Origin of the sequence: Caballeronia mineralivorans PML1(12) (assembly GCF_001028175.1) — a bacterium.
GTDB classification, from domain to species: Bacteria; Pseudomonadota; Gammaproteobacteria; order Burkholderiales; family Burkholderiaceae; genus Caballeronia; species Caballeronia mineralivorans.
On sequence record NZ_AEJF01000135.1, the window covers coordinates 38,008 to 58,504 of the forward strand.

Genomic DNA, 20,497 nt, shown 5'->3' on the forward strand with positions numbered 1-20,497 from the left:
GGGTTCCTTCGAACGAAGGTGCTGGGTGGAAATTCGGACGGTCGTCCGACGCGGGGCGTCGGACAGGCGGGTATCGATGAGATGGGGCTTTAATCTGAGCGGGAGATATTAACACCGGCGTCTGACGGTTCCTGTGTTGTCCATGGTGCGCCTTTGCCCTACGTGAGCCTGGCTGGTACCAAAAACCGTTCGGCAAGGAAGTCGATAAACACTCGCAATCGCGGTGGCAAAGTGCGGCTCGTCGTCCATATCACGCTCAAATCTATGACCTGCTCGACGTGCTCGTCGAGTACCGTGCACAGGGCGCCGTCGGCGAGCGCGGCACGAATCGAAAAGTCCGGCAGACAGGCGATTCCCAAGCCGCGAAGCGCAAAGCACAGGCGGGTCTCGATGTTGTTGCAGATCATCGATATCGGTACGTTGACTTCGCGTTCTTCGGCCTCGCGGCGAAGCGGCCAGATCTGCAGCTTTCCGGTGTTCGGGAAGCGGTAGTGAAGGCAGATGTGATTCGCCAGATCGGTAGGTTTGACGGGCACGCCCCGCTTCGCGAAGTAGTCCGGCGATCCGGCGAGCAGCAGCTGGAACGAGCCGAGCAAGCGCGCCGAAAGACGCGAGTCGGATAGCGCGCCGGTGCGTACGACGGCGTCGAATCCTTCTTCGATCACATCGACCATCCGGTCGCTGAAATCCAGGTCGAGCTCGATCTCCGGATATTGCAGCATGAAGTCGGCGAGCACGGGTAGAACCAGTGAACTGACCAGCGGCAGGCTGACGCGCAGACGCCCGCGTGGCACCTCGGAGCTTTGCGACAACTCGAGTTCGGCCGCTTCGATCTCCGCAAGAATTCTCCGGCTGCGCTCGAGAAACAATGTCCCTTCCGATGTCAGCGTGATGCTGCGCGTACTGCGATGGAACAAGCGCACACCGAGCCGCTCCTCGAGTCGCGCGACGCGCTTGCCGACAGCCGAAGCCGAGACGCCAAGCAAGCGGCCCGCGGCGACGAAACTTCGCGTCTCGGCGACCTGGATAAAAACCATGAATCCACTCAAGCTTTCCACGCCGCGCTCCTATTGCGGACATCAACGTCCTGATTCAACGGAACTCTAGCCCAGTTTTTCTTTAGTCGCCGGATTCGTACCATCGACGCAATCCCCCTTCTGAAGGAATCGCCATGTCTCGAAAGGATCACGTGCCCGGCGCATCGATTGCATCCGCGGCACGCCTGGACGCTGTTATTGACACTGCGCTTGCACAGCAGCGTCTGGTCGGCGCCGTTGTACTGGTTGCGCATAACGACGCGCTGGTTTACCGCCGCGCCGCTGGATTCGCCGATCGTGAACTCGGGCAGCCGATGAGAGACGACGCACTGTTTCGCCTCGCCTCCATCTCCAAGCCGATTGTCTCGACCGCCGCGATGGTCCTGGTCGCGCAGCAGCGGCTGCAACTCGATGACACGATAGAACGGTGGTTGCCCGAATTCCGTCCTCGCCTGCCCGATGGTTCCGTCGCGCGGATCACCGTGCGGCAACTGATGTCTCACACGGCTGGACTGGGTTATCGCTTTCTTGAAGCAGACGAACAGGGACCGCTTGCACGTGCGGGGGTATCGGACGGCATGGATCTGCCGGGTATCTCGCTGACCGAGAATCTGCGTCGCATCGCGAGCGTGCCGCTGTTGTACGCACCGGGTACGGCGTGGGGTTATTCGTTGGCGACAGACGTGCTCGGTGCGTTGATCGAACAGGTGAGCGACCGGCCGCTGAGTGACGCTGTTCACGACATGATCACCGGTCCGCTGGGTATGTCCAGCACCGCCTTCCATGCCACCGACGCGCAGCGGCTGGCGAGGCCTTATGTCAGCGACAAACCGCGTCCGCGTCGCATGCGCGAACGGGATACGGTGACGCCATTCGACGGCGCCGTCGGCATTCGATACGAACCCGCCCGCGCGCTTGATCGTCACGCCTTCGCATCGGGTGGTGCAGGAATGGTTGGCACTGCGAATGATTTTATGCGACTGCTCGAAGCGCTGCGAGAGGGGAGCGGCAAGCTGCTGCCGCAAGTGCTCGTCGATGAAATGGGCCGGAATCAGACCAGCGAACTCGGACCGTCCGATGCGCCGGGTTTCGGCTTCGGATTGGGCTTTTCCGTGCTGCGCGACCCGGTTTCAGCCGGCTCGCCGGAGTCGCCCGGAACGTGGCGCTGGGGTGGCGCGTATGGCCACTCTTGGTTCGTCGACCGCGCGCGCGGCCTGAGCGTGGTCGCGTTCACGAACACGTTGTACGAGGGGATGTCCGGCGCGTTTGTCGCCGACTTGCGGGATGCGGTTTATGCCGCTTATGGCGTTGGCAGGAGCCTCGATCGTGAGTGAACTCGACACCCGGAATCACATCTCGTTCACCGTCCCGGCGCAGCCGGACCGGTTGCCTATGTCCGGTTTGCTGGCGCTTGCCGCAGCCGGTTTCATCACGATACTGACCGAGGCGTTGCCGGCCGGCCTCCTCAGGCAGATGAGCGCCGACCTTGCGGTGTCGGACGCGCTGGTCGGGCAGCTCGTGACGCTTTACGCGATGGGATCGCTGCTGGCGGCTATTCCGCTGGTGTCGGCCACGCGCAGTTGGCGGCGGCGTCCGCTGCTGCTTGCGGGTATCGCCGGGTTCATCGTGGTGAATACGATCACCGCAATATCGGCGAACTACACCTTGACGCTTGCCGCGCGGTTTGTTGCGGGCGTCTCCGCAGGCGTGGTGTGGTCGCTGCTTGCGGGGTATGCGGGGCGCATGGCGCCGGAGCACCTGAAAGGCCGGGCAATAGCCATTGCCATGGTCGGCACGCCGCTCGCGTTGTCCCTGGGGATTCCTTTGGGCACGATGCTCGGCGCGACGGTGGGATGGCGATATACCTTCGGCGGAATCAGCGTCCTCGCGCTTTTGCTCGTTGGCTGGGTCTGGTGGAAAGTGCCCGATTTCGAAGGCCAGCCGGCTAGCCGGCGTGCACGGCTGGCGACGGTGCTGGCGTCGCCAGGCTTGAAGCGCGTGCTCGGCGCCATGCTCGCGTTCGTGCTGGCTCACAACATCCTGTACACGTACATCGCGCCCTTTCTTGCGCTGGCGCATCTGGAGAATCGCGTCGATGCAATCCTGTTCGTGTTCGGCGTGACCGCGTTGATAGGGATCGGGATTGTCGGTGCCCTGGTCGACCGGCGATTGCGGCAGCTCGTCCTTCTAAGCGTCGTTTTGTTTGCGCTTGCAGTCGTGGCGCTGGGTTCGGCGAGCAGTGTTCCGGCAGTGATCTATTTGGGCGTGGGCGCTTGGGGGCTGGCGTTCGGTGGTGCGGCCACCTTGTTCCAGACTGCGTCGGCGAATGCATCGGGCGCCGCTGCGGACCTCGCGCAGGCGATGGTCGTCACCGTCTGGAATGTTGCGATCGCTGCGGGTGGAGCATTGGGGGGAATAGCGATCGAATCATATGGTGCCGGAGCATTGCCCTGGGCTTCCGCCGCGCTGCTTGCGCTGGCGTTTCTGGTTGTGTGTTTTGCTTCGCGCAGCGGGTTTCCGTCGACGACGCAGACATGTTGAGCGTTTGATCGGCTCGCGCCGCTGGAGCCTCGACGGGTTCAGCGGCGCGAGCGAAACATGTTCGCTAGACCAAGGGCAACCACACTTCCGTCCGAAGCGCTTCCGGAGGAGTGACTTCGGGCCGGTTCAGATTGACCTCCAGCGGCGGCTCGTCGCGAAGCTGTTCTCCCGATGACGGCAGCCAGTCCCGATACGCCGCCTTCCACGTCTGATGCAGCGTCGTATAGGGTCCGACGTGGGTAAAAACCGCATAACGGCCGCTCGCGACCGGTTGCCAGTTGAGCGTCCCGCAAAGCGCCAGGCCATCGGATTGCTCGCACTGCCCGCTGCCATCGAATAACCGAACACCAGGCCGGCGACAAAACGGCAATGCGGATCGTCCGGACCTTTGGGGTCGTCGGGAACCACGCTCATGTAACTCGACACCTGTTCACAAAGCCCGGCGCCGTTCACCACTCGCATCAACTCTCCAAACGCTTGTTGCGCCGCACGCATCATGTTGTTGTCGACCATGCCGCGCCCCGTGGCGGTCAGCCCATCCGCTCAAGCAAATATTCCACGAGACTCATCAGCTTGCGTCGCGGACGGCGGTCGCGAAGATACACGAGGTTCACCGGGCGGGCCGCCGGCACATGCGATTGCAACAAGGGCACGAGTCGTCCCGCGGCAAGGTCGTCCGCCAGCAGGACTTCCGGCTGAAGTATCAAACCCGCGCCATTCACCGCCGCCGCGCGCAGCGCTTGCCCATCGTTGGAAGCAAAGCGCGTCTCTGCCGGCCACGCATACTCCGGCTTGTCTTCGAGTTGCCAGGCGGTTCGCCCGTTCCAGACCAGATGCGCCAGGCATTGGTGGTTGGGCAGGTCCGCCGATGTCCGCGGCACGCCCGCCCGTTCGAGATAGGCCGGCGCGGCACAAATAATCATCCGATAAGGCCGCAACGGCCGCGCGACCAGCTCGGAGTCGGCGAGCGCGCCGATTCGTATCGCCATGTCGAAACCTTCTTCGATCAGATCCACGCGCGTGTTGCTCAGCATCAGCTCGACCTTCACTTCGGCGTGCTGACGCAGATAGCCCGAGATCAGCGGTGCGATCGCGCATGCGCCGAGCGTCACTGGTGCGCTCACGCGCAGGAGACCGCGCGGCGTCGCCTGCATGGTCTCGATGGAATGCTCCGCCACGCGCACTTGCTCCAGCACCGTTCGCGCGCTTTCGTAGAAGGCTGCACCAGCTTCCGTCAGGCTCTGCCGACGTGTGCTGCGCTGGAGGAGGCGAGCGCCCAACAGCTCTTCCAATTGCCGGATGTGCTTGCCGACCATGACGGATGACACGTCGAGCTTGTCAGCCGCAGCGCTGAAATTCCCGGTCTCGACTACGGCGACGAACGCCTCCATGCACCGCAACTTGTCCATATTGCTAACCAGCAGTTAGAGATGTCCGAATCTTATGACGCTTCCCGCGCCGTGACTGGCACGATGAGCCCACCGCGAAAAAGCATGGATGTTACGTTAGCAGGGGCGCGAGACATGGTTTGTTTCGTGCGGTGCAAGAGCAAGAGCCTCGATGCCTGCGAAATCCAGCGCTTCGAGGCAATGCCGCATTTCAGTCAGAAACGCTGCGCATGAGGGGTGAATCCTGATCATGTTTTCGATCCATCGCTCTATGTCAGTCAGGCGTCCGTCCTTCGCAAGAACTGCTAGTTCGCGGCGATCGCTCTCTGGAGGAACGGTAACGGCGAACCGATGCTTGCGTCGTGGGCGGATCTGCGCAGAGCCGCCGGAAGAGTATTGTGCGACGTTCGACGGCGAAGCCTCCACATCTTCCGCAATGGGAACAATGAGTTCGAAAGAAAATGAGGTACCACGATGCGGCGCGCTTGAAACGCGCAAGTCACCGCCCATTGTGTTGACAATGCGCTGCGCAATAAAAAGGCCAAGGCCCGTGCTGCCGTTCACGGACTGTATCTGGCGAAAAGCCGTAAGGAGTTTTGACTGCGCTTCGATGTCGATACCGATGCCGGTATCTGCGACTTCAAAACCCATGTGCCATTGATCGTCCTGCCGGCGCGCTCTCACCGTCATCATGACGAAGCCATCACGGGTGAACTTGGACGCATTGGACAGCAGATTGAGCAAAACCTGTTGCAATCGGCGGCCGTCGATCGTCAGTCGACGGGGCAACAATGTCAGTGCCTGATAGTTGAACCGGTTGTTCAGTTGCGCGCAGAGTGCGAGCGCGTATTCGGCAATGTCATCAAGAAGTGCAGGCAGGTCGGTGGCGACCGGTACGATATCCAACGGTTGCAACTCGGCTTTCGCGTACCCGACCAGCTCGTCGATCAGACCGAGTTGATAGTTCACGCTACGCTCGATTGAATGGATCAGGTTCGCCTGCTTCGAATCCGCCAAATTCAGCAGCAGTCTGGCATAGCTTGTAATTGTTGCAAGCGGCGCACGGAGGTCATGACTGACATAACCCAAGGTTTCAATCAGTTGCTGGTTTTTCTCTTCCGCGTAGTGCAAGGTTTCGTTCAGCTCCAGTGTGCGTTGCGCAACCTGGTCGCGTAGCCGGTCGTGTTCGGTTCTTTGCCAGTCCGCGAGTTCAGTCCTTGCCGCTATTCGCTGCTTTCCAACGTGGTTTATCCATGCCGCAAGCACAATAAGATTGGTGGCCAATCCCGTGATTGCGACTACCGGGTTCGGATGAATGTCGGACTTCAGCCATGCCAGACTGGCCGGCAAGGATCCGAGCGTTTCGAGCATGCGCAACGCAAAGTTGAACAGCGAGAAGATCATGGTGAGCAGCATGATCCGCGCGGTGGGTGTCGACTGACGAGCGAGCCGTGCAGCAACGCCCACCGTGACAACACCGAACAGCGCGTTGATATACATGCCGACTTGCGCAAAAACGAACAGATTGCCGAATGCGGATCCTGTCGCTGCGACGCACTCTAGCAACGCAAACCCGAACAATACATAGCGGGCGGGCAGGGTCGCCTTTTCGTCGTGTGCGATGCGCAAGATGAAGACGATGAACTGCAGCACGGCAATGCATCCGAACACCGTAACGCTTCTGGAACTCCACTCGGTTGCGTGCGGCCATAGATATATCTTCGTATAGCCGCGATCCGCAGCTTCAAATAGCGCTGTCGTGGCGCAAAGGGTCGCCAGCACGAGAAACGAGGCGCTGCGGGAAAAATAGGCGATGAGCAGCGCGCACCACGCCAGTGCCAGTGTTCCGCCAATCAATCCTCCGTCCCAGAGCGCTGCACGTTTCTCCAGCGCGTCATATGCCGCTGCCGAATGCAGCCTCGGTTCGAGAGTGAGTGCGGTGTCGCTAGCCACCCGGATGAGGAACAGAAGCTGTTCACCGGGAGCGAGCGTGAAATCCACCAAGGGATAGCGGGACGAAGATGACCGAGATGCCGGATCGGCGGGATCGGTGCCGTCATGTGTCCAGTGGCCGCTGCGTCCGGTGTAAAAGTCTACGTTCTGGAGGCGCGCGTCCGAGAGCGCGAGAACGAGCGGGAGGGCTGTTGAACTATGGTTGCTCACCACCACGCGTAGCCACCATGCTGAGTGGGTGAAACCTGGCTTTAATCGATCACGCTGCATGGGAAGGAAGCCGCGCGGGTTTCCTGCGGACAGCGTGAGTATGTCGTCTAAGCTCATCTTGCCCGAGATGTCTTCGAAGACCTGTACCTGCCCCAGGGTGGGAACCGGTTGCGTTTGTTTCCCAGTCGTGTCGAGACCAACGGCCAATGAGTGAGTTGTCCACCAACTCAGACATAAGAACAGCAAGCGGCACCACCGGGCGGTCGTCATGATGACGTCACTCGGTATTGAGGGCGGGTTCCCGGGTGCTAGTCAGGTCCCGACAGCGGAGTTCTTCCCGATAGGTTGAAGGAGTCATGCCGAGTCGCTCGCGAAACGCCGTGGCGAAATTCGCAGCACTGGAAAAACCAATCTCTTCGGCGATGCTGGCAATACTCAATGACGTGCTGCTCAACAACCTTTGCGCAATCCGCAAGCGTTCGTCCCGGAGATACTCGAATACTGTCCGGCCAAGGTTGTCCCGAAACGCGCGCGACAGTCGTTTTTCATTGGTCCCCACGAGGTGGGCGAGTCGTTCGACCGTTGGCGGATTGTTCAGCCTTTGTGACAAATGTCGAATGGCCGCGCGAACGATCACACTGTTGCTTGTTAGGTCCGAAGCGGACACCTCTTCTTCGACATGCCGTTTGCCGTTCACCCGGGTGAGGTGAACGCGAATCCGTGCAAGTACCTCAGCCGCCTCGAATGGCTTGACCACGTAGTCGACGCCACCGATTTCCAAACCGTCGAGGCGCTCGTGGAGGTCACCGGCCACAGTAAGAAATATGACAGGAATCGCACACGTGCGGGGGTCCGCTGCAAGAAGTCGGCAGGCAGCAAATCCGTCCATCCGCGGCATTCGCACGTCCATCAGGATCAGGTCGGGTGAAATTGCCAGCGCTCGTTGATACGCCTGTGATCCGTCGAATCCAACGCTAATCCGGCATCCTGCATTGCGCAACAAGCCAATTAACAATTGAAGCTGTTCCAGCTGGTCGTCTACCACAAGAAGATGGGCATCCGTGAGGGCGGTATTTCGGGGCAGCATTGTGTATGCGAAAGGAGCTTGCGGGTAACGTTCGTGTTGGTTATCGGCGGCTGAATACGGAAGTTGAGGCTTGCAGAGTATCGATCATGTAAAGCCGCGAAGAATATCAGACTGATATTTCAATTTAAATTCAGAGGCATTGCGTGTTCGTTGGCACGCGACATTGGACTACGTTGGGCGGCAGGCTCCGAGGTACCGTGTGACCGGATGCCGTTCCTAAGCGGATAGCAAACGAATTTTCTCCCAAGCAAAGTATTTCGCCCCTCGGGCAAACGCATGTACCAGTAACGCTACGCATAATTCTTTACGACGCCGGGCGAACCAGTCTCTATTCAAACTCCGGCGCGCTCGTATCCGGTCCAGGCGTGTGTCAAGAATTAGATTTTAAAAGCATGTGTCAAAAATTAAATGTCAAATATCGCAATGTTCTCCGGTTTCCCGTTTTGTTTCCGTAGAGAAATGGAAACGCCTGCGCGAGAGTTTCATTGAGCCATGGGAACTTGTCTTGTGTCACGGAAAGTCCACGCCGACGCGAACATTTCCGGGTTATCAGTTCACATAGTGCGAAAAACATTGCTGAAACAGAAATATGACGCTTGCAGCGCGGCACATGAGCGTTTGTCATGCCGCGCCAGGAGCACGATCGCAGCACTTCATTGGGGGCGGTAACCATGAGTATTCCGGGCAGGACAGTACAAGGTAAACCGTTAACAAACCAACGATCGCATTCAGATAGGCAATTAGCGCCCTTTCGCGCAATTGGCGCCAATATGCCGTGGCCCTTCGGGCCTTCATAAGCCAACGGCCCGCTGCAGTCTGCACGGCCAGGATGCCGGAAAATAGACACGGTCTAGCCGCCCCTCATTGATACCTCCCTCATGTGAATTCTCCCGGCATGAGGATGGCGCACGTCAACACTTTGGATATCTAAATATCTATTCTGTACCAAAGGAAATTCAGTTCCCGCAATAAAGCATAAATCAACGCCAACATTTTCATTTCTATTCATATATGTAGTTATCCATATGAAATGTAAGGGGGTGAGCGATCGCAAGTTAGACGGCATGGAGAGGCTAAGCGGTCAGATAGAGCGTGACGGACACCAAGTATGAATTTTTTATTGTCAACTAGATAAGTGAGAAGGAAAAACGCAATGAACAAGAGCCGATATAGGTTGGTTTGGAATCGCCGGCTTGGCGCGCTGGTAGCGGCAGCCGAGACGCAGCGTGGTGTGCAGGGCGAGCCGGGGCAAGCGGAAATGGGACAGGGCGGTACCCCACTGAAATCGAAGGCGTCGCTTGCGGTATTAACGGCGTTGATGATGCTGCCCGTGGGGCAGGCGTATGCCGATAACTATGCGTCAGGTGGCGAAAACGGTACTACAGCTGTAACGATCGGGGGTGCTGCATCGGCGCCCACCGCCAGCACGGGCGGAACATTCCCAGCAGTCGCCGGTTCGGATGGTACGAGTCAAAACGAGGCGTTCGGTGTTAATTCAACCGCCAACGGCGGAGCAGCGGTATCGGTTGGCGACACTGTCTCAGCGACCGGCCAGAATGCGACCGCAGTGGGTAGCAATTCCACTGCCACCGGCACCAATGCCGTGGCGTACGGCGGTGCGTCGAATGCGAACGGCACCAACGCAACGGCGATCGGGGCTCAGGCAACGGCATCTGCGTCAAACGCAGTAGCGCTCGGCTCGACTGCGACGGCAAGTGGTGTAGCTACTGTGGCCGTAGGTGTCGGGGCGAACGCAAGCGGCAACAGCGCGATGGCAGTGGGTTTGGCAGCGACGGCAAGCGGTGGCAGCGCGGTGGCGCTCGGCAACTCAAGCGTGGCGAGCGGGGGGTCGGCCGTTGCAGTCGGTCAGTCCTCGACCGCCTCATCAGCCGGTTCTGTCGCGATGGGTTTTGGGGCGAATGCGGGCTCCGTATCCGGCGTGGCCTCTTTGGTCGATGACTGGGTGTCAGGCAGCACGGGCCGCATCTCTACGGTACAGGCAGGCAACACTGCGGTGGGTAACGCGGCAACGGCCAACGGCGACGGAACGGCATTGGGTACGAGCACCGTGGCAACCGGAACTGAGTCCCTTGCGGCGGGCGGGGGCGCGACGGCAACGGGCCGGGTAGGCGTGGCGCTGGGAGGCGGCGCGCTGGCATCGGGCGACTCGGCTGTGGCGATCGGCAACACGTCGAGTTCTGAGGGCGCGCAGTCCGTCGCCATCGGTGCGGGTGCGGAGGCGTTGAGCAATCAGGCGACCGCATTGGGCAACGCGGCATTCGCGAATGCGGCGAACTCAACGGCGCTCGGTCAAGGCGCGATCGCGTCGAATCCGGGTGATGTGGCGCTTGGTGCCGGCTCGGTGGCTGCGGCAGCGAATCCCGTGTCGAGCGCGACAGTCGGCAATACGACGTTTTCCTCATTTGCCGGGACGAATCCGACGAGCGTGGTCAGTGTCGGGTCGGTGGGAAATGAGCGGCAAATCACGAACGTTGCTGCCGGTCAAATCTCCGCCACCAGCACGGACGCCGTCAACGGCAGTGAGTTGTATGCGGTCGCACAGCAAGTGGACACGTTGTCGACCGACCTGTCAGCGGTGAGTCAGAACGTCGGGACGCTGTCGACCGGCCTTTCGACGGTAAATCAGCAGGTGGCATCGCTGGCAAGCTCGATCCAGGCGACGGCCGGCACGGCAACCGGAACCAACAGCATGGCGGTGGGCACGGGCTCGACGGCGTCCGGAGCGAACGGCGTCGCGACCGGGAATGGTGCGATCGCATCCGGCACCAACAGCTCTGCGTTCGGCGCGAATGCGTCGGCATCCGGCACCGACAGCTCTGCGACAGGCACGAGTGCAGCGGCGTCCGGCACCAACAGTTCTGCGTTCGGCGCGAATGCGTCGGCATCCGGCACCAACAGTTCTGCGACAGGCGCGAGTGCAGCGGCGACCGGCAACAACAGCACGGCGTCGGGTGCGAATGCGTCGGCATCTGGCACCAACAGTTCTGCGACAGGCGCGAGTGCAGCGGCGACTGGTAACAACAGCACGGCGTTGGGTGCGAATACGCAGGCGAGCGCCGCAAACTCGGTTGCCTTGGGTGAGGGTTCGGTCGCAAATGAGGCGAATACCGTCTCAGTGGGCTCGTCGGGCAACGACCGTCGGATCACCAATGTCGCGGCGGGTGTGAATCCGACCGATGCCGTGAACATGTCGCAGTTGCAAGGCGTGCAGGACAGCGTGAATTCTGTCGCTCGCAGGGCGTATTCGGGGGTCGCAGGCGCCGTCGCGCTTTCGATGATCCCGGACGTCGATCCAGGCAAGACGATCTCGGTCGGCATAGGCTCAGGGGGCTACCAGGGGTACGGCGCCGTCGCCCTCGGTTTTACTGCGCGCATCAGCAGCAACATCAAGGTGAGAGGCGGTGCAAGTACCAGCAGTGCGGGGACCGCCTACGGCGGCGGTGTCAGCTATCAGTGGTAAGTACAAGCTGGCATCGGAACAACGGACGGGTCGAATACGGCCTGTCCGTTGTCCCGGCGGCGCCTGCTGTTTGTTCGAACTCGAGGCACAGACCCTTATTCCACAAGGCTCGACCGCAACAAATGGATGACGTGCGCGCGAGTTGACATCACTATTGTCGCAACGTTGACAGTTCTAATGCGGGCTACGTCCCTGCACCGCAACTCGTCCATATTGCTAACCAGCAGTTAGAGATGTCCGAATCTTATGCGTCTTTTACTAACCAGGTAAGAGATCAACAATCGTGGCTCATCTTTATGCATCAGGGAGCTTGCGATGAAAATTGTGGTGATCGGAGGAACGGGAACGATCGGACGCGCGATCGTTGAAGAGATGCAGCCGCGGCATGAAATCGTCGTGGCGGGTCGGAGTCATGGGGACAGGCAGGTCGACATCACCGATCCCGCAAGCGTGCAGGCGCTGTTCGATCACATTGGACGATTCGATGCGCTCATCGCCGCAACCGGCAATCTGCATTTTGGTCCCGTCACTGAAACCACCGCCGAGCAGTTCAACCTGGGCCTGCGGGATAAGTTGCTCGGCCAGATACGCGTCGCCTTGGTCGGACAACATCATCTGAACAACGGCGGCTCGATCACACTGACGAGCGGCATCGTCGCCGACGAACCGATTCGACAGGGCAGCAATGCCACCACCGTCAATGCCGCAGTCGAAGGGTTCGTGCGAGCGGCCTCGATCGAGCTGCCGCGCGGGCTGCGCATCAATGCCGTCAGTCCGACCATCGTGACCGAATCCGCTTCGGTGTATGGCCCGTTCTTTCCAGGTTTCGAGAGTGTTCCTGCTGCGAAAGTGGCACTAGCTTATCGGCGTAGCGTCGAAGGGCCGCAGACCGGGCGCGTCTATCGCGTCTGGTAACGCGGCTCGCGCAATCCACGAATCGACGAATCCACCAATCGACATCGACGGAACCGGAAATGAATTTGACGCTTGAAGGACGCACGTGTCTCGTCACCGGCGCGAGCTCGGGAATCGGCGCGGGTGTGGCTCGCTTGCTGGCGCGGCAGGGCGCCCGTGTGGCGGGCATCGCCAGGCGAGCAGAAAAGCTGCAGGAGCTGGCTGGCGAAATACGCGCAGCAGGCGGCACGGAACTCCTCGCGATAACGGCAGACCTCACGCGCGCAGACGACATTAACCGAGCGGTTCACGAAGCGGTCGGGGAACTAGGACCGGTCGATATCCTCGTCAACGGTGCCGGCGCTGCCCGGCCGACATCGCCGGATGCGGGCGACGAAATCTGGGACGAGGCTTTCCTGCTGAATTTCACATCGATTCGCCGGCTGACCACTGCGCTGCTTCCCGACATGCGTCGGCGACGCTGGGGACGCATCATCAATATCAGCGGTTCGATGGAACCCCGCTCGCTCAACGCCGCAACGGCGGCCAAGGGGGCACTGCATTTATGGGCGAAGGGGTTGTCATGCGACATCGCCGTCGACGGCGTCACGGTCAACACCATCCAGCCCGGCCGCATCGACAGTGAACAGGTGCGGACCAAGCTGCATCCGACCGAGGCGTCACGGCAGGCTTTTATCGAGCAGAACATTCCGATAGGTTATTTCGGCGAGCCGGCGGACGTCGCTAATCTCGTCGCGTTTCTTGCATCGCCGCTCGCCAGATACATCACCGGGGCGGTGATTCCTGTTGACGGAGGCATGCACTTCTTCGCGCATTGATGGGCGGAGACGAAGCGGATCTTTCCTGGGCCACGCGCCGCTGACCAAAGCGAGGCAACGGCGCAAACTTGAGACACATCAAGCGCTTAGCGCGTCGCCAGGCACGTTATCCACAGGGTTCTCAACATAAACGGTGAATAACGTGCGCGCCTGTTTCACTTCATCGTTCCGTCGTGCAAACACGTGGCGTCAAACTAGACCGGAATCGGAAAATGAACGCCGGCCCGCTGGGCCGCGTTCACGATATGCGCTTCGATCGCGCGCCCGGCTTGTTCGCTGTCACGCGCCTTCAACGCTTCGACAATCGCCAGATGCTCGTGATACGTCGACAGCACCAGTTCCCGCCGATAAAACGGCAAGCGCTGGCTTTCCTTCATGATGTCGGCGCTGCCGCGCAGGATCGATTCAATAGCCGTATTGCCCGCGAGACTCACGATCCGCATGTGGAATGCGAAGTCGAGTTGCGCGGCTTCGTCGAGTTCGGCGCAGGTGAGGGCGCTTTGCAGCGCGTCGAGGTTATCTTCCAGCCAGACGATATCCGCGTCGCCAATGGCAGGCGCCGCCAGCCGCGCGACGAATCCCTCCAGCGCGAAGCGCATCTGGTAGGTATCGGGCAGCGATGCCTGGTCGGCGAAACGCCAGGCGTGCGCGCCGGCCGCCTCTGCGCTGTTCACATAAACGCCCTTGCCGGGACGGATATGCAGCATCCCGAGCGCTTCGAGCGTCGACAGCGCTTCACGCAGCGACGCGCGGCTGATAGCCAGTTCCTCCGATAACTGCCGTTGCGCCGGCAGCAAACTTCCCACCGGATAGACGCTCGTCTCGATGCGCTCGCGAATGGTCGCGATGGCGGCATCGGTCACGGTATGCGGAACATTTTTCATAGGACGTATGGGAGTAAACACGAAGTAGCGCGGTCTGACCGCCATTGTAGGCGCGACATTGCCAGGCGTCCGCTTCAATTCGATTTTTCCTCATACGAGCACACTAAAAAGCCGGGTAAACCGCTATCAAATGGCGCTTGACTCCACTATATCGGCTTTCTAATATTCCTCATCAGCAACTGGTCCGACCAGTCTGAACAGTTGACGTCATCATCCCGTGCCGTGCGACACCGAGGAGAAACATCGTGTTGAGATTTCTTAATTCCCTGTTTGGACGGGTCATGATCGCGCTGGTCGCGGGCATCGTGATCGGCGCGGTGTTTCCTCATTTCGCGCAGACACTCAGGCCGCTCGGCGACGGTTTCCTCAAGCTCATCAAGATGGTGATCGGGCCGATCGTGTTCTGCGTGGTCGTCTCGGGCATGGCAAGCGCGGGCAACCTTAAAAAGGTCGGGCGCGTCGGGCTGAAGGCGGTGGTCTACTTCGAGATCATGACCACGCTCGCGCTGGTGATAGGCGCCGTGCTCGCGTATGTCACGCGACCGGGCGTGGGCATGAACATCGACCTGCATACGCTCGATGCCGGCTCGCTTGCCACCTACACCGAACACGCGAAAAGCCTGAAGGACACGGCGGGTTTCCTGCTCAAGATCATCCCCGATACCGCCACCGACGCCTTCGCGAAGGGCGACATCCTGCAGGTGCTGGTGTTCTCCGTGCTGTTCGGCGCGGCGCTCTCGCTGCTTGGCGAGAAGGCGCAGCGCGTGACGAGTCTTATCGATGAGCTGTCGCACGTGTTCTTTCGCATCATGGGTTTCATCATCAAGCTTGCACCCCTCGGCGTGCTCGGCGCGATTGCGTTCACGACCGGCACCTATGGCGTTGCGTCGCTGAAGCAACTCGGCATGCTGGTGATCGTGTTCTACGCGAGCTGTTTGCTGTTCGTCTTCGTCGTGCTCGCTGTGGTGATGCGGCTCACCGGCTTCAGCATCTTCAAGCTCGTGCGTTATCTGCGTGAGGAATTGCTGATCGTGCTCGGCACCGCATCGTCGGACGCCGTGCTGCCGCAGATCATGCGCAAGCTCGAATGGATGGGCGTGAAGGACTCCACCGTCGGTCTCGTGATCCCGACCGGTTATTCATTTAACCTCGATGGTTTCTCGATCTATCTCACGCTCGCCGTCATCTTTATCGCGCAGGCCACCAATACGCCGCTCTCGATCCACGATCTGATCGTGGTCGTGCTGGTGTCGCTGGTGACATCGAAGGGCGCGCATGGCATTCCCGGTTCGGCCATCGTGATCCTCGCCGCGACGCTCTCCGCGATCCCCGCCATTCCCGTGCTCGGCCTCGTGCTGATCCTGCCGGTGGACTGGTTCGTCGGCATCGCGCGCGCCGTCACCAACCTGATCGGCAACTGCGTCGCGACGGTGGTCGTGGCCGTGTGGGAGAAAGATATCGACCGCGTCCGCGCCACGCGCGTGCTGAACCAGGACGCCGAATTGCTTTTCGTCCCGGCCGATCACGCCGGTTCCAGTCACAACCACGAACCCGCGCACGCTGTCTGAGCGCGCAACGCTCGTCGTTAGCTCCTGAATCGTTTCGAAGGAACCCACTCCATGGCTAGTCCCGTACTTGACCCCAATGCTCCGGCGTTTACCCGCCGCTTCATGAATCTCGCCGATCCTCGTCTCGGCGCCAAAGCGCTCTTCGCCAGTGACGAGTTCTTCGCGCCCAAGGAGCGCATGCTCGACCCGCAACCGGCGGTTTTCATCCCCGGCAAATACGACGACAACGGCAAGTGGATGGACGGCTGGGAAACGCGCCGCAAGCGGACCACTGGCTACGACTTTTGCATCGTCAAACTGGCGCGGCCGGGCACCATTCACGGCATCGACCTGGATACGAGCCACTTCACCGGCAACTTCCCGCCGGCGGCGTCCATCGAAGCGTGCATTAGCGAAAGCGCCATGCCGCAAGACGACGCCGACTGGCGCGAAATCGTGCCGGCGACCACATTGCAGGGCAACCAGCATCACTATCTGACGGTCGCGGATGCTCGCGCTTATACGCACCTGCGCGTGAACATCTACCCGGATGGCGGGATCGCGCGTTTGCGTGTTTATGGCCAGCCGAAGGTGGACTGGACGCGTGTCGAACGCGGGTCGCAGGTCGATCTCGCGGCCATTGAAAACGGCGCTTATCTGGTGGCGGCGAACAACCAGCATTTCGGACCGGCGTCGCAGATGCTCATGCCCGGACGCGGCGTGGACATGGGCGACGGCTGGGAGACGCGGCGGCGTCGTGAGCCCGGCAACGACTGGGCGATCGTGGCGTTGGCGCATCCCGGCGTGATCCATGCAATCGAAGTGGATACGGCCCACTTCAAGGGCAATTTCCCCGACGGCTGTTCGCTGCAGGCAGCACGTGTTACGGGCGGCACGGATGAATCGTTGATTACGCAGGCGATGTTCTGGCCGGTGCTGCTGCCACAACAGAAGCTCTCGGCGGACAACATTCATCGCTTCGAAAGTGAGCTGGCCGCGCTTGGGCCCGTCACGCACGTTCGCTTCAACATGTTCCCGGACGGCGGCGTGTCGCGTCTGCGCCTGTTGGGCGCGATCGAGTAAGCGGCCATGCAGACGCTTACGCTCGAACCCCTGACGCGCGCGGCGTTCGAGCCGTTCGGCGATGTAATCGAACTCGACGGCGCGCAGCATTTTCCGATCAACGGTGGCACGACCGAGCGCTTCCACGATCTGGCGCGGGTGGATATAGGCGTGGATAGCGGTGGCCGGCCGCTTATCAACGTGTTCCGGGGCCAGCCGCGCGCTCAACCGGTCGAGATCTCGATGATGGAGCGCCATCCGCTTGGCAGTCAGGCGTTCTTGCCGCTCGGCGTGGTGTCATATCTGGTGGTGGTCGCGCCGGCGGGTGAATTCGATGCGTCGAAACTGCGCGCATTTTTTACGCGCGGCTGGCAGGGCGTGAATTATGGGCGAGGCGTCTGGCATCATCCGCTGATTGTCCTGGATGACGCGGCGGACTTCATCGTGGTGGATCGCGGCGGTAAGGAAGCCAATTGTGAGGAAACCTATCTATCGGAGAGCCTGCGGCTGATTGAGGGTGATCTTGTTTGTCCGTCAGCCGCGTGACAGGCGGCTGACAGCGCTTCGAGAAACACCGGCTACGTCACCGCAAATACGCCCTCTTGCCCAGCGTCCTGGTCCGGTGCGCTGGGCGCGCCGCTGGCGCAAACCCGATTGCGCCCGGCGTTCTTCGCGCGATACAACTGCGCATCTGCAGCGCCCACCAGACTTTCTTCGGTTACGAGATCTAATCCTGATCCGCCTGCGCAATCCACCGCCACGACACCGAAACTCGCGGTGGACCGTATCTCGCGGCCATCCCAGGCGCGCGTAGTCGTCAGTTCGAACGATTGGCGCATTCTCTCGGCAAGCACGGTCGCCCCGGCGACATCAGTTTGCGGAAGCAACAGAAGGAATTCCTCGCCGCCGTAGCGAATCACGCTGTCGACTTCATGCCGCGTGTGGGCAAGAAGCAATGCCGCGAAGGTCCGCAGGACCGCGTCTCCTGCGGGGTGCCCATAGCTATCGTTGATCTGCTTGAAGTGATCTATGTCGCACAGGATGACCGCGAGTTTCGATTTGTATAACCGGGTACGCCGCAGTTCGGCGTCGAATAACACGTCGGTCAGGTAGCGCCGGTTGAAGCAGTCGGTGAGATAGTCGCGCACCGATAGATTCCGCAACAAGGCGTGCTGGCAGAACTCATCGCGGACCAGCCGATTGTGGCGGCGAGCCGTGACATAACCGAGCACATTGGTGAAGACGAGAAGCATCGACGAGGTCAGCAACGCCGATGAGTCGAGCGTCTTCAATGCCGCGGAAATGGCGATAAATGCGATGGTCGCGGCCAGGGAGATGAGCAAAGCCCAAATCAGCTTGTTCGGAATGAAGTTGTAAACCACGATCAGCAAGATGCACATGGACATGCAGTGCGTCGCCATGCCGTTGGGACGAAGCCACGTGATCATCATGAACCCAGTAAAGCCGACGATTTCGACCGCACTCGCGGCCGCGCGCAGGGAAGCGACGGAAACGTGCAGCAAGCTGGCGACGCGCAAGCCGACCACACACGTCAACGCAAGGCCGCAGCGCGCCAGGAAAAGCACGAAGGTGGTACGGGAATAACCGAGGGCGGCTATGTCGGAAAACGCGAAGGCGACGTAAAACACGCCGGAGAAGACGAGCGTTCGCACCAAGGTGGTGTGGGTTGCGATCCGGTGATGGTGCTGAAACTCCTGTTCCACTGACGCGTCTTCGAACTCGGACCATAGACGGTCAAGTTTGAAATTCGTCTCCGCGTCAAAGCGTGGAACTTCGGTTGGTTCTGCCATCGCTCGCCATGTCTGATGTCCCGGTTCGGGGCAACATGATAAGTCATTTTGTGTGTCGGGCGCAGGGCGCCGACCTCTGGACAAAGCGCAATGCCGGCGGTTCGAGGCGGCGCCGATGGGTGAATCGAGCCGTGCGAAGAGGAAGGATCAGGATTCTTACATCGCGGCGAGCGAGGCCAGCGTGTCGCGCAACCACACATGTGCCGGATCGGCTTGACTCCGAGGCGGCCACGCAGCAAACAACGTAAAACCGCGTGCCTCGAACGGCAGCCCAAAGATATCGAGGCGATCGCGATAACGCTCGGCAAACCGCGCGGGCAGCGTCGAAACATAGTCCGTGCGCAACAGCAGCTCCGGGACCAGCGTGAAATGCTGCACCGACAAAACAACGCGGCGCTGACGTCCCAGCACATCCAGATGTTCGTCCATGAAGCCATGAAAACTGCCTCCGCTTGTCGACACCAGCACGTGGTCAAGCGCGCAATAAGTGTCGAGATCCAGCGGTGCGGTGCCGCGAGGATGCTTCTTGCGCTGGACGACGACAAAGTGCTCATCGAAGAGTTTGCGGGCTTTCATCGACGCCGGCACCATGCGCTCCGAGCCCAGCAGCAAATCGATTTCGCCACGTTCGAGCCGGGCCGCCATCGACGGCTGATCGGCGACGACAAACGCGATCCGCACGCCCGGTCCCGCCAGCGTCGGGAGCTGCTCCATCAGCCGCTGGCCGAGCACGGCAGTGGCGTTGTCGTTCGCGGCGATCACAAAACTGCGGCGGTCCGTGTGCGGGTCGAAGGAGGGTTGGTGGCGCACGACCGCTTCGAGATTCTTCAATGCCGAATGCAACGGCTCCATCAACTCGAGCGCCCGCGTGCTGCGCGTCATGCCGCGGCCGGTCTCGGCGGGAATGAGCAACGGATCGCCGAAGATCTGCCGCAGCCGCGCAAGCTGCGTCGATACAGCGGGTTGCGTCAGATGCAGCCGAAGCGCCGCGCGCGTGACGTTGGATTCGGCGAGCAGCGCATCGAGCGAGACAAGCAGGTTCAAGTCGATACCGCGAAGATCAATCATATTGATAGGTCGCATTCCAGTAATTGATTTCAAGAATACGTACCCGGCGCCTAGAGTTCAACTGTCCAACCGACCTTAGGGGAATACAGATGAAAGCCTGGATGCTCGATGAACCCGGTACGCCGCTGGCATTGCGCGACGTTGCTCAACCGGCGCCGCGCCGCAACGCGGTGGCGGTCCGGATGGAAGCGGTGCCGCTGCTCAGCTACACGCGCGCCCACGTCGAAGGCAAATTGCCGTACGCGTATCCGCCGGGACCATTTTCGCCGGGAACGAACGGTGTTGGCCGTGTGGCCGCAGTCGGCGAAGGCGTGATGTCGTTTCGCGTCGGTCAGCGTGTTGCGGTGAACCCGTACTGGGTTGCCAATGAAACGGTACGTGAACCGGCGCAAGTGTTGATCGCGCTGACTGGCCTTGGCCCCGGCAGTGAGCCGATGATGGCCGAATTTCCGCACGGCACCTTGCGCGAAGTGGCGGAATTCCCGGCGTCGACGCTGATCCCGCTCGACGGACTCGACGATCTCCCCGCCGAACGCCTCGCGATACTGGGCAAGTTCGTGGTGCCGTTCGGCGGTTTGCGGCGCGGGCGGCTGGCGGCGGGTGAGACCGTTGTCGTCAACGGCGCGACCGGTTATTTCGGCTCGGCGGCGGTGCTCGCCGCATTGGCGATGGGAGCCGGCAGGGTGGTCGCGCTC

At 60.7% G+C, this 20,497-nt stretch carries 17 protein-coding genes; 9 read left to right on the top strand and 8 right to left on the bottom strand.

Annotated elements, in window-relative coordinates:
- Window positions 1-158 precede the first annotated feature (158 nt).
- On the bottom strand, window positions 159-1,058 hold the full coding sequence (locus EOS_RS22010; protein ID WP_200908684.1) for a LysR family transcriptional regulator: 900 nt from the start codon (window positions 1,056-1,058) through the stop codon (window positions 159-161).
- Between the two features lie 113 nt (window positions 1,059-1,171).
- Here EOS_RS22010 and EOS_RS22015 point away from each other — a divergent pair, with 113 nt between their 5' ends.
- Both EOS_RS22015 and EOS_RS22020 read left to right on the top strand, forming a co-directional pair.
- Entirely contained in the window at window positions 1,172-2,371 is a 1,200-nt protein-coding gene (locus EOS_RS22015; protein ID WP_047848819.1) for a serine hydrolase domain-containing protein, read from the top strand.
- Window positions 2,372-2,429: 58 nt separating this feature from the next.
- Window positions 2,430-3,578, top strand: coding sequence for an MFS transporter (locus EOS_RS22020; protein ID WP_235442914.1), 1,149 nt, complete (start codon window positions 2,430-2,432; stop codon window positions 3,576-3,578).
- A 64-nt stretch (window positions 3,579-3,642) separates the two neighbouring features.
- On the opposite strand, the gene EOS_RS22025 is transcribed toward EOS_RS22020, so the two are convergent.
- The 4 genes from EOS_RS22025 to EOS_RS22040 form a co-directional block, all read right to left on the bottom strand.
- Window positions 3,643-3,948: an AraC family transcriptional regulator gene (locus EOS_RS22025; protein WP_047848821.1), complete on the bottom strand. Its 306-nt coding sequence runs from the start codon at window positions 3,946-3,948 to the stop codon at window positions 3,643-3,645.
- Between the two features lie 160 nt (window positions 3,949-4,108).
- Window positions 4,109-4,987 (bottom strand): LysR substrate-binding domain-containing protein, encoded by an 879-nt coding sequence (locus tag EOS_RS22030; protein ID WP_047848822.1) that lies wholly within the window; start codon window positions 4,985-4,987, stop codon window positions 4,109-4,111.
- Between the two features lie 96 nt (window positions 4,988-5,083).
- Window positions 5,084-7,336, bottom strand: coding sequence for a sensor histidine kinase (locus EOS_RS22035; RefSeq protein WP_268760346.1), 2,253 nt, complete (start codon window positions 7,334-7,336; stop codon window positions 5,084-5,086).
- 70 nt (window positions 7,337-7,406) lie between these two features.
- Window positions 7,407-8,216: a response regulator transcription factor gene (locus tag EOS_RS22040; RefSeq protein WP_047848824.1), complete on the bottom strand. Its 810-nt coding sequence runs from the start codon at window positions 8,214-8,216 to the stop codon at window positions 7,407-7,409.
- 1,153 nt (window positions 8,217-9,369) lie between these two features.
- On the opposite strand from EOS_RS22040, the gene EOS_RS22045 reads away from it, so the two are divergent.
- The 3 genes from EOS_RS22045 (at window position 9,370) to EOS_RS22055 (ending at window position 13,430) form a co-directional block, all read left to right on the top strand.
- A complete protein-coding gene (locus EOS_RS22045) occupies window positions 9,370-11,697 on the top strand; it encodes a YadA family autotransporter adhesin (RefSeq protein WP_047848825.1) in 2,328 nt (775 codons plus the stop codon).
- 315 nt (window positions 11,698-12,012) lie between these two features.
- Window positions 12,013-12,612, top strand: coding sequence for a short chain dehydrogenase (locus tag EOS_RS22050; protein WP_047848826.1), 600 nt, complete (start codon window positions 12,013-12,015; stop codon window positions 12,610-12,612).
- 59 nt (window positions 12,613-12,671) lie between these two features.
- Entirely contained in the window at window positions 12,672-13,430 is a 759-nt protein-coding gene (locus tag EOS_RS22055) for an SDR family NAD(P)-dependent oxidoreductase (protein ID WP_047848827.1), read from the top strand.
- Between the two features lie 194 nt (window positions 13,431-13,624).
- Here EOS_RS22055 and EOS_RS22060 read toward each other — a convergent pair whose 3' ends face one another.
- Window positions 13,625-14,314, bottom strand: a complete 690-nt coding sequence (locus EOS_RS22060; RefSeq protein ID WP_047848828.1) for a FadR/GntR family transcriptional regulator — start codon at window positions 14,312-14,314, stop codon at window positions 13,625-13,627.
- 245 nt (window positions 14,315-14,559) lie between these two features.
- On the opposite strand from EOS_RS22060, the gene EOS_RS22065 reads away from it, so the two are divergent.
- Genes EOS_RS22065 through EOS_RS22075 form a run of 3 tightly spaced genes read left to right on the top strand, consistent with a single transcriptional unit; the run spans window position 14,560 to window position 17,469 of the window.
- On the top strand, window positions 14,560-15,882 hold the full coding sequence (locus EOS_RS22065; RefSeq protein WP_047848829.1) for a C4-dicarboxylate transporter DctA: 1,323 nt from the start codon (window positions 14,560-14,562) through the stop codon (window positions 15,880-15,882).
- Window positions 15,883-15,933: 51 nt separating this feature from the next.
- A complete protein-coding gene (gene alc, locus EOS_RS22070; protein ID WP_047848830.1) occupies window positions 15,934-16,944 on the top strand; it encodes an allantoicase in 1,011 nt (336 codons plus the stop codon).
- A 6-nt stretch (window positions 16,945-16,950) separates the two neighbouring features.
- Complete coding sequence (locus EOS_RS22075) at window positions 16,951-17,469, top strand: ureidoglycolate lyase (protein ID WP_047848831.1); 519 nt, start codon at window positions 16,951-16,953, stop codon at window positions 17,467-17,469.
- Between the two features lie 32 nt (window positions 17,470-17,501).
- On the opposite strand, the gene EOS_RS22080 is transcribed toward EOS_RS22075, so the two are convergent.
- A complete protein-coding gene (locus tag EOS_RS22080) occupies window positions 17,502-18,734 on the bottom strand; it encodes a GGDEF domain-containing protein (protein ID WP_063779103.1) in 1,233 nt (410 codons plus the stop codon).
- 156 nt (window positions 18,735-18,890) lie between these two features.
- Entirely contained in the window at window positions 18,891-19,802 is a 912-nt protein-coding gene (locus EOS_RS22085; RefSeq protein WP_053064006.1) for a LysR family transcriptional regulator, read from the bottom strand.
- Window positions 19,803-19,891: 89 nt separating this feature from the next.
- Between EOS_RS22085 and EOS_RS22090 the strand changes: the two genes are divergently transcribed.
- Window positions 19,892-20,497: alcohol dehydrogenase catalytic domain-containing protein (locus EOS_RS22090; protein WP_047848842.1), on the top strand; the 606-nt coding region annotated here is incomplete at its 3' end.

What these genes read in the sequence shown, in the direction of transcription:
- EOS_RS22015 (WP_047848819.1), top strand. Translation starts at nt 1,172, where the DNA reads ATGTCTCGAAAGGATCACGTGCCCGGCGCATCGATTGCATCCGCGGCA.
- EOS_RS22085 (WP_053064006.1), bottom strand. Translation starts at nt 19,802, where the DNA reads ATGATTGATCTTCGCGGTATCGACTTGAACCTGCTTGTCTCGCTCGAT.
- EOS_RS22050 (WP_047848826.1), top strand. Translation starts at nt 12,013, where the DNA reads ATGAAAATTGTGGTGATCGGAGGAACGGGAACGATCGGACGCGCGATC.
- EOS_RS22075 (WP_047848831.1), top strand. Translation starts at nt 16,951, where the DNA reads ATGCAGACGCTTACGCTCGAACCCCTGACGCGCGCGGCGTTCGAGCCG.
- EOS_RS22030 (WP_047848822.1), bottom strand. Translation starts at nt 4,987, where the DNA reads ATGGACAAGTTGCGGTGCATGGAGGCGTTCGTCGCCGTAGTCGAGACC.
- EOS_RS22060 (WP_047848828.1), bottom strand. Translation starts at nt 14,314, where the DNA reads ATGAAAAATGTTCCGCATACCGTGACCGATGCCGCCATCGCGACCATT.
- EOS_RS22080 (WP_063779103.1), bottom strand. Translation starts at nt 18,734, where the DNA reads ATGGCAGAACCAACCGAAGTTCCACGCTTTGACGCGGAGACGAATTTC.
- EOS_RS22045 (WP_047848825.1), top strand. Translation starts at nt 9,370, where the DNA reads ATGAACAAGAGCCGATATAGGTTGGTTTGGAATCGCCGGCTTGGCGCG.
- EOS_RS22040 (WP_047848824.1), bottom strand. Translation starts at nt 8,216, where the DNA reads ATGCTGCCCCGAAATACCGCCCTCACGGATGCCCATCTTCTTGTGGTA.
- EOS_RS22020 (WP_235442914.1), top strand. Translation starts at nt 2,430, where the DNA reads ATGTCCGGTTTGCTGGCGCTTGCCGCAGCCGGTTTCATCACGATACTG.
- alc (WP_047848830.1), top strand. Translation starts at nt 15,934, where the DNA reads ATGGCTAGTCCCGTACTTGACCCCAATGCTCCGGCGTTTACCCGCCGC.
- EOS_RS22055 (WP_047848827.1), top strand. Translation starts at nt 12,672, where the DNA reads ATGAATTTGACGCTTGAAGGACGCACGTGTCTCGTCACCGGCGCGAGC.